This is a genomic window from Daejeonella sp., from assembly GCF_046590655.1.
Lineage (GTDB): Bacteria > Bacteroidota > Bacteroidia > Sphingobacteriales > Sphingobacteriaceae > Daejeonella.
The window spans coordinates 1-8,990 of record NZ_JBKJUM010000147.1; the positions used below are offsets into that span (position 1 = coordinate 1).

Annotated in this window: 9 protein-coding genes; 4 read left to right on the forward strand and 5 right to left on the reverse strand. The window is 39.3% G+C overall.

The window, feature by feature from the left end; all coding sequences use genetic code 11:
• From ACLL8Z_RS13615 to ACLL8Z_RS13635, 5 genes are all read right to left on the reverse strand, one after another.
• On the reverse strand, positions 1-455 hold a 455-nt coding region (locus ACLL8Z_RS13615), incomplete at its 3' end, for an SPFH domain-containing protein (RefSeq protein ID WP_411275335.1).
• Between the two features lie 130 nt (positions 456-585).
• Complete coding sequence (locus ACLL8Z_RS13620; protein ID WP_411275336.1) at positions 586-1,569, reverse strand: DUF1028 domain-containing protein; 984 nt, start codon at positions 1,567-1,569, stop codon at positions 586-588.
• Positions 1,570-1,912: 343 nt separating this feature from the next.
• On the reverse strand, positions 1,913-2,689 hold the full coding sequence (locus tag ACLL8Z_RS13625) for a polysaccharide deacetylase family protein (protein ID WP_411275337.1): 777 nt from the start codon (positions 2,687-2,689) through the stop codon (positions 1,913-1,915).
• Entirely contained in the window at positions 2,686-3,624 is a 939-nt protein-coding gene (locus ACLL8Z_RS13630) for a glycosyltransferase family 2 protein (RefSeq protein ID WP_411275338.1), read from the reverse strand. The genes ACLL8Z_RS13625 and ACLL8Z_RS13630 overlap by 4 nt, the downstream gene beginning before the upstream one ends.
• Positions 3,617-4,789, reverse strand: a complete 1,173-nt coding sequence (locus tag ACLL8Z_RS13635) for a glycosyltransferase family 87 protein (RefSeq protein ID WP_411275339.1) — start codon at positions 4,787-4,789, stop codon at positions 3,617-3,619. The genes ACLL8Z_RS13630 and ACLL8Z_RS13635 overlap by 8 nt, the downstream gene beginning before the upstream one ends.
• A 242-nt stretch (positions 4,790-5,031) precedes the next feature.
• On the opposite strand from ACLL8Z_RS13635, the gene ACLL8Z_RS13640 reads away from it, so the two are divergent.
• The 4 genes from ACLL8Z_RS13640 (at position 5,032) to argC (ending at position 8,952) form a co-directional block, all read left to right on the forward strand.
• Positions 5,032-5,511 (forward strand): hypothetical protein, encoded by a 480-nt coding sequence (locus tag ACLL8Z_RS13640; protein WP_411275340.1) that lies wholly within the window; start codon positions 5,032-5,034, stop codon positions 5,509-5,511.
• A 490-nt stretch (positions 5,512-6,001) separates the two neighbouring features.
• A complete protein-coding gene (locus ACLL8Z_RS13645) occupies positions 6,002-6,727 on the forward strand; it encodes a GNAT family N-acetyltransferase (protein ID WP_411275341.1) in 726 nt (241 codons plus the stop codon).
• 3 nt (positions 6,728-6,730) lie between these two features.
• A complete protein-coding gene (argG, locus tag ACLL8Z_RS13650; protein ID WP_411275343.1) occupies positions 6,731-7,921 on the forward strand; it encodes an argininosuccinate synthase in 1,191 nt (396 codons plus the stop codon).
• Positions 7,921-8,952 (forward strand): N-acetyl-gamma-glutamyl-phosphate reductase, encoded by a 1,032-nt coding sequence (gene argC / locus ACLL8Z_RS13655; RefSeq protein ID WP_411275342.1) that lies wholly within the window; start codon positions 7,921-7,923, stop codon positions 8,950-8,952. Before argG ends, argC begins: the two co-directional genes overlap by 1 nt.
• Positions 8,953-8,990: the final 38 nt, after the last annotated feature.

Genomic DNA, 8,990 nt, shown 5'->3' on the forward strand with positions numbered 1-8,990 from the left:
GCAATTGGCCTGACTATCTTATCCAGGTAGTCAGTTCCAATAGTACGCAAAATATTAGGTGCCGAAGAGGGGGTAACTTTAAATAAAACGGAAAGATCGATGATCACTTCCAGACCATCAGCAGAAAGGACTCTGATGGCATCATCACCAACTTTATTCCCTTCATCTTGCACTGCGGACATGGTATAATTTTGAGTTTTTACATCAAAGTTGGTCACCTCAACCAAGGGATTGACAATATTCAGACCGCTGTATAAAACGTCATTGTTTACCTTACCGAAAAGTGCTTTTACACCTACCTGCCCAGCATCAATGACTTTAAACATTGAAAAGGAAGCTCCAATAAGTACCAATACAACCCCACTTATACGGAGGATGCCGCTATATCTTGCAACCTGAGAATCCTGGTTAGCAAGAAAAAAGCTTATCAGGACGACTACTATTCCAAATATCATTAAAATCATATTATTTGTTTTGGTTAATTCTAAAGATATGCTTATTTGAAGTGGTTTTCTCCTAATCAGAATCAAACAGATTATTATTTTTGGATACGTGTTAAATATCCAATTTTAAACACTCATTAGCCTATTTAAGAAGTTCCTTCATGTCTTTTTCCGAAACAGTCAGCAGTCCGGATTTAGGTAACCGTTTAGTAAGCTCCCGCCAGTTTTTATCTTTTTTATAAATGCGGGCAAGCATAGCGGATGCTTTCGCAATCTCCTTATTATTAGCCAGAGTGATTGCGGTCCAGTATTCCATTTCCAGGTTAAGCGGAAACATCTTCATGGCTTTATTATATTCCTCCATTGCGCTGGTCATCTCATTCTTTTCCACAAAATAATCGCCCTTATTCATATGCTCATATGCACGGAATACATTCAGCAGGCGATCAATTTCCTTAATAGGATCAAGGCTATCATCCACCCTGAGATCTACCAATTTATCGTTCCATGGAGTTAAACTTGTTTCAGGCGCAAATACGAGCAAAGCAGCCGACTGCTTCCCGCGTATGTCTCCGCCTGCATTTTGTGCGGCTTTCAAAACCAGCACCATTCGTTCTGCCAGTGGCTTAAGCGTATTTGCTTTCCAGGCTATTTCCATGGCCGGTACCACTTTGTCATTCAGCATCATATTTGCCTGTACAGAAAAATTTTCACCATTGGCATGGCCGGCGACTTCGATATTGCTTTTACCGGTATGTGTCGCTACCCTACCCAGCTTATCCAGTATAGCTACCTGTCGGAAATCTTTTCCAGAATCATCACTGAGTAAAATATCCAGAGCTTCTTGTGGGGATTTACCCTGTTTTAACAATTCTAACCCGCGTAAACCAAATGATTTATTGGTGAAAGATTGCGTAGCTACAACACCTACCCCCGCCTCTCCCCATGATACGCCAGTACCTACACTAAACCAGTGGCTTTGTACAGCTACGGCCATTTCTCCTGTTTTCTCATCTCTGGCAACGATAGAAAAGGTATGTGCCAAAGGATCTGCTGGTTTTTTGGATTGAGCAATGCTCTGAACGGCTAAAGCTATTAACAGGCTTATCGTAAGTGAACGGATCATATGTATAAATTCTAAAATTGTTAGAATAATTGAATATTAATAAAGCAACGTAAATATACGATTGTGAACGCTGGGATTGGAACATTTAAACCAAATTTGAGAGGAATTTGATGTTATGAATATGCTCATTTGAAATCATATATCAAGTAGTATAAGCATCTTAAATCAATAGAATTTTATTCACAAAAGCTTCAAATTTGATGTCTGATTGATCTTCAATTCCTTAAAGGCAGTAGATTTATCCGGTTTAATTTTTAGAAAGGAGATTGGAGTTTTATTGGATCAATACTGCATCTCACAAGTTAGCCCGAGGGCTGTAGAACATACATGCGATACAGGTTATTTAAGATAGAGTTTGTATAAAGTCAGAGATGGTGCAGAATGGATATTTCTTATCTTTTAAATGCTGGATAAATGAATCCATCCTTTCAATCATCTTTACCCCTGAGTTCTTACTAACATAATTTGGAAGACCAAACCTCTCCTTATCACCCAGGTCAGTGAATTCCCAGGGATGAAAGTATAAGTTTAAATAGCCATCTTTTTTGCAGCTAGAACGTGCTATAATTTGATATAAATACAGGGGCAAATTATGGAACGAAAGCCAGAATAATGGAAAACGTACTACCGGGCTCACCGATGCGGGAAGCTGCCAAACGCCAGCTTCTTTATTATAGGATCTGGGTTTATTTAAATTATTGTAACGTCCGGGCAGCCAGGTTGGGTTTACTGAACTATTGTACATGTAACCGGCTTTGGCAATTTCGTTTTCATCTACAGGCATCATCCTCGGCATTCGAAAACCTTTAATATCCTGTCCGGAGATTTCCTCCAATGCAGCTTTAGATGAGAAAAGATGAGAAGAATCAAACTTTGAATGGTAATAACCATGCGAAGCTAACTCATGACCGCTTTGAATAATTCTTTGTATCACTTCTGATGCATTTGTGGCAAACACAACAGTGCTGAAAAACGTGACTTTTACGGAATGTTTATCCAAAATATCCAGTAAATGGTTTGTACCTTGAATAGAAATATCCATTTGATCCTGGAATGAAATATGTTTTCCATACTCCAGAGGCATATCAAACTCTTCAATATCAAAGCTAAGTAATATCAAACTGTAGTTTTTTGAATATTTGTAGAACGAATAATATAGTTTGGTCTGTGTTTACTTTGAATAAACATTTTGCCTATATAGATCCCAATAATTCCTAAAATGATCAATTGCAAGCCACCGAAAAAAACGATGGTCATTATGGTAGATGCCCAGCCCGAGACTCCTTTACCAGTGTGGATAGCATATAATACGTAAGGAATATATATTAAGGATAATACGGAGAACAAAAAGCCTAGATATATAGCTCCATACAATGGTTTAACAGAAAATGAGGTTACTCCCTCTAAGGCAAACCTTATCATTTTGTCTGCATTATATTTGCTCTTTCCATGGAAACGTTCAGTTGCTGCATATTTTATGGAATATTGCTTAAAACCGACCCATTTAAACAAGCCCCTGAGAAAGGGCTCCGTTTCCATGAAATTCCGTATAACCAGAACCACTTTCTTATCAAGCAAGCGGAAATCTGCCGTACCTGTTTCTAACTCTACATTAGATAGACTATTAAGGATTTTATAAAACAGTTTTGATGTGATCCGCTTTGTCAATGGGAGCTTTTTATCTTCCTTGCGGATAGTATAAACTACCTCATAGCCTTCTTCCCATTTTTCTAATAATTTCGGTATTAGTTCCGGGGGGTGTTGCATATCACAGTCCAAGCTGATTGCACACTCTCCTGATGCATGATCTAAACCAGCTTTTAATGCTAATTGATGACCGAAATTGCGTGAAAATTCTATGAATAATATATGAGTATTCGTGATAGCAAGCTGATTAATCACTTCCAGGGTATTATCTGTACACCCATCTGCAACTATAATAAGTTCATAATTATAAGGCAGGTCCTTAAAAATGGAAACTATTTCCGTGCAAATCACAGGAATATTTTCGGCTTCATTAAATGCGGGAATAATAATAGAAACTAATTTATTCAATTTCTGAAAGTTTACTGTCTTTAAAATTTGTAGTTAACATTTGATATACAATGGTAAACCATATCAATACACAGGGCAATGCCTTTAATGAGTAGGGTTTGATATAGGTATTTCTGATGAACCTGGGAAAAAGATCTGAAGGTGACATGCTTGTTAAAATAAAAGCGAACAAAAACAATAAGATAATGCCTTTACTTTTGGGAGATGGCTGTATCATGAACCAGATAGCAACACCTGCAAAAGCTATAATGTAAGTGGGAGATTCAGAACCGGAACTAAATATGACTGTAAATATTAATACGGAGCACAATAGCATCAAACGGTACGAAAGATATGTATATTGACTTAGCCTGAAATAAGGTAAAGTAAATAAGAAAATCCCTCCAACAAGAAATGGCAGATTTGGAATTGTGCGGTCTTGCGTGACTCTTCGAGCAATGCCCATTATCGACATGTCTTGCATGGATGTTAAGGATGTATTATCATTATTTTTTGTTGTTAGCGATACATACCAGTCTGAATAGGATTGGATTACAAAATCAACAGAAGATAATGCCACCGTAAACAAAAACAAAACACCAAGAGAAACTATACCTGAGAGAATGAAAGCCCATTTATTCTTACAGAAAAAGAAAAATGCCAGTCCCACGACTCCATATAATTTTACAGTAGTACCTAATGCAATCAGAAAGGCAGATTTTACTTCTTTCTGTTTACATGCGTAGGAAAAGCAAAGAAGAATGCATCCGGTTAAACCCACATTAAACTGGAAACTTAGCAGGGCAGTCAGAGCTTCATGAGCACATAGTAGCGCAATAATTGACCTGGTTCTTAATGGCAAAGGAAGACTGTAAAAGCCCATACATAAGATTAATGTATTGCATATGTTCCATAGTGAAGTTCCAATGGCATCAGGTAATAGTGCAAAAGGTGCAATAACTAAGGCAAAGGCAGGACCGTAATGATTGGTATCCGAGTATTCCAACGGATAGGCATCATACAAAGGAGATTCGTCTACCGTGTGCCAAAACGTGTATTTGTAAATCTTATAGTTATTATAGGAATCAGTTGCATATTGTTTTACAGCTGTAATTAAGGATATTAACAGGAAAAGGGCAATTACATAATGCTTATTAAAAGCAATAGAGCTAATTCTTTTTTGCATTTGGTGGTTTACAACAGGTAATATCAGCCTTTTTTTAGCAATATCAAAAGGTTTAATCGTAATAAGAATATTACAATATTAATTTTTTCTGTTTGCATTATGTAATTTATTTCTGTCTGGATGGAATAAAAACTGAGCCTAATCCAAGAAGATTGGTTGCATAAATTTTTAACAGGTGTTTCAATCTGCTGAATGTTCTTGGCAAGGTTTCTGCTTTCATATGTTAAAAAAATCCAGTAATCATGAAAAAGTTAATCAATAACACCCTCATCATTTGTTTTGTAGCGGTCTTCGCGGCATGCTCGCCAAAAACAACAACTACTACACCTACGGTTTCGCGCGGTGATGTATCCGGTACCTGGAAAGTCACCAGTGTTAACATGGAAGGTTTCCCTGCTGGAACATCAGCTGGAAAAGTATTTGATATGGCCAATGCACAGGATTTTCAGGGAAGTACCTGGGATCTTAGAGGCGGCGGTACAGGTTCTATTAGCCTGACCAATGGAGCTGTTCAGCCAATTTATTGGTCTGTAAATAAAACTATGGCTGTTCCTACATTCCAGTTCAAGAAATTGATGGACGGTCAGAGAGCGAAAGATGTCGAAACTGGATATTCACTTCAATTTGGTGATGTTTCTGGAGGTACAGCGGTTTTCAAAACACCGGTAATGTTATCCAGCGGACAAACAGCGTATATTAATTTGACGTTTGCGAAACAGTAAACGAGTTACCAGTTGCCAGCTATCAGTTACCAGGCTGGGCGAATATATGCCCCGATATTACTCATAGTTTTATTGGTGTGGTAGGCTTCCAGCCTGGTAACTGGCAACGGGTAACAGGTAACCATTTTTCCTGTTGCTATCAATTTGTAACTTTCACTCCCATTTCTTGTATTATTCAGTATTTTCCCTGTTATTTGTAATATAATTACAAATGCCCATACTACTAAAGATGAATAGTTTAAACTACCAAACACACACAGAAACTGTGAGCCGGCCGGCTTATCAGGCAGGTTGTGTACGTAGTAATTTTGGCACTGAAAAGTTAGTATTGCGGTTCCGACGACCCTTTATGCCGCGGACTTGATCTTGGCATCAAAAAATTTACCGGTAATTCTGCCGGTTATATAAATCATTGATTTTATTCACAAAAACGAAAGGCTAAAAACGTAGTCTTTTTCCGCCTCAAAGCCGGATTTTTTTCTTCAACGTCATGAAAGAAAACGAATTTGTCGTCATTCCGGCGACAGAACAACATACTAATTACGCAGAGCAGATATGCGATGAGATGGCAGAATCTGCCAAAGCCCGGGGTACGGGCATCGCAAAACGCACTCCTGACTATATCGTTAAAAAAATGCTTGAGGGCAAAGCAGTTATAGCTTTGCATGTAGATGGCACCTGGGCCGGTTTTTGTTACATTGAAACCTGGAGCCATGGCACTTTCGTAGCCAACTCCGGTTTAATTGTGAACCCTCAATACAGGAACCAGGGCCTGGCCAAAATGATTAAAAGGTCAGTATTTGATTTGTCGAGACTGAAATATCCTAAGGCGAAAATATTTGGGCTTACTACGGGGCTTCCGGTTATGAAGATTAATTCCGAACTGGGCTACGAGCCGGTGACCTATTCTATGCTTACGCAGGATGAGGACTTCTGGAAAGGATGCCAGAGTTGTGTTAACTACGACATTCTGATGATGAAGGAGCGCAAGAATTGTATGTGCACTGCCATGCTTTGGGATCCCGAAGAGAAGGCTAAGGAGATCGAGCAGAAGATGAAGGAAGCAGAGGAGTTGAAGCACAAGGTTGACGAAGAACGAATAAGCAAAGTTATCCGCAAACAGACCCTTCTTGAACGGATAGAGGAAAAATTACGCAATTCATTAAAAGTGATAGCCACTCTAAGTATTACACTTGTTAAACTCTTACAAAATTAAATGATGAAGAAGAAGGTAGTTTTAGCTTTCAGCGGAGGTTTGGATACTTCCTTTTGTTGTATTTATCTGACGAAAGATCGTGACATGGAAGTCCATTCCGTGATTGTAAATACAGGTGGTTTTTCTGATGATGAGTTAAAGGAAATAGAAAAGCGTGCCTATGCACTGGGCGTAACTACTCATTCCGTTGTTGATGAAACCGAAAACTATTACAAAAGCTGCATTAAGTATTTAATTTTTGGTAATGTCCTTAAAAACGCAACTTATCCATTATCAGTAAGTGCTGAAAGGGTTAGTCAGGCAACGGCAATTGCTAACTACGTAAAGAAGATTGGCGCTGATTATGTTGCCCATGGCAGTACGGGCGCCGGTAATGATCAGGTTCGCTTTGATATGATCTTTAATATAATGATTCCGGGAGTCGAAATTATTACACCTATCAGGGACCTGAAATTGAGCCGTGAGGCAGAGATAGAATATCTGAATAAGCATGGTGTTGAATATACAGCTGAAAAAGCCAGATACTCAATCAACAAGGGACTTTGGGGAACATCTGTTGGAGGGAAAGAAACATTAACATCTAATCAAACACTTCCGGAAGAAGCATGGCCAACACAGGTGTCGGAAACCGGGGAACGGGACATCGAGCTTACTTTCGAAAAAGGGGAACTGGTTGGATTAGACGGAAAGAAATTAACCCCAGTTAAAGCTATTCAAAAACTTCAGGAAATAGCACAACCCTATGGTATTGGCAGAGATATACACGTAGGAGATACAATCATAGGTATTAAAGGCCGGGTAGGATTTGAAGCCGCTGCTCCAATCATAATCATCAAAGCCCACCACACGCTTGAAAAACATACATTAACTAAATGGCAATTGACCTGGAAGGATCAATTAGCAACCTTTTACGGCAACTGGCTTCATGAAGGACAATTCCACGATCCGGTTATGCGTAATATGGAAGCTTTCCTGGCTGACACACAAGAGACTGTCACTGGAAAAGTATTTGTCAAACTACTTCCATATCGGTTCCAGGTTGTCGGAATTGAATCTGAGCACGACCTGATGTCGAATAAATTCGGCAGCTACGGTGAGATGAATAATTCATGGTCGGGAGAGGATGTTAAAGGATTTTCGAAGATTTTCGGTAATCAGACAATGATCTATCATCGGGTTAACGAGAAAAAATAATGGCAAGCGGCAAAATAAAAGTTGGAATAGCTGGCGGCGCAGGATACACGGGTGGGGAACTGCTCAGGATTTTAGTGAATCATCCGGAGGTGGAAATCGTGTCTGTACATAGCAATAGCAATGCGGGCAATCCGATCGCTGATACACATACGGACTTGTTTGGTGATACGGACTTGAAATTTACTGGTACGCTCTCACAGGATATTGATGTGCTGTTTCTATGCGTGGGACATGGAGATGCGAGGAAATTTCTGGAAGCAAATACAATTGCTAATCCTATTAAAATCATCGATTTAAGTCAGGATTTCAGGTTAGCTAGAAGCTCAAAGTTCAAAACTGAAAGCTTAAAGCTGAAAGACAGAAGCTTTGTGTATGGTTTGCCTGAACTGAACAGGGATAAAATTAGAACCGCTAGTAATATTGCTAATCCTGGTTGTTTTGCCACAGCTATTGAAATTGGATTGCTGCCATTGGCTGCAAAAGGTTTGCTGAACTCTGAGGTACACATTAATGCAACAACCGGCTCAACAGGTGCGGGACAGAGCCTCGCAGCTACTTCGCATTTCACCTGGAGAAACAATAATCTGTCGGTCTATAAAGCTTTCGAGCATCAGCATTTGAATGAGATTGGTGAAACTCTTACGCAATTGCAATCTAATTCGGCCCCCTCTCCCCCGGATTCTGGGTTGAGACTTAACTTCATCCCTCAAAGGGGAGATTTTACGAGGGGAATTCTTGCAGCGATCTATTTGGAGAGCGATCTTTCATTAGAAGATGCTACGAAGATTTATACGGATTTTTATGCTGATCATCCATTTACCCATGTTAGCGAGAAAAATATCGACTTAAAACAAGTTGTCAATACGAACAAGGCATTAGTGCATTTGGAGAAACATGGGAATAAGCTTTTTATCATTTCGATGATCGATAATTTATTGAAGGGGGCGAGTGGACAGGCCGTTCAAAACATGAATTTGATGTTTGGGCTTAACGAAACAATGGGGTTGAAACTGAAAGCAGCGGCTTTTTGAGTTGTACGTTGTACGTTTTACGTTATACGTCTGGGCGG

Bases quoted from the DNA above. Each gene is read 5' to 3' on its own strand.
- ACLL8Z_RS13640 (WP_411275340.1), top strand. From the start codon at position 5,032: ATGAAAAAGTTAATCAATAACACCCTCATCATTTGTTTTGTAGCGGTC.
- ACLL8Z_RS13635 (WP_411275339.1), bottom strand. From the start codon at position 4,789: ATGCAAAAAAGAATTAGCTCTATTGCTTTTAATAAGCATTATGTAATT.
- ACLL8Z_RS13620 (WP_411275336.1), bottom strand. From the start codon at position 1,569: ATGATCCGTTCACTTACGATAAGCCTGTTAATAGCTTTAGCCGTTCAG.
- argC (WP_411275342.1), top strand. From the start codon at position 7,921: ATGGCAAGCGGCAAAATAAAAGTTGGAATAGCTGGCGGCGCAGGATAC.
- ACLL8Z_RS13645 (WP_411275341.1), top strand. From the start codon at position 6,002: ATGAAAGAAAACGAATTTGTCGTCATTCCGGCGACAGAACAACATACT.
- argG (WP_411275343.1), top strand. From the start codon at position 6,731: ATGAAGAAGAAGGTAGTTTTAGCTTTCAGCGGAGGTTTGGATACTTCC.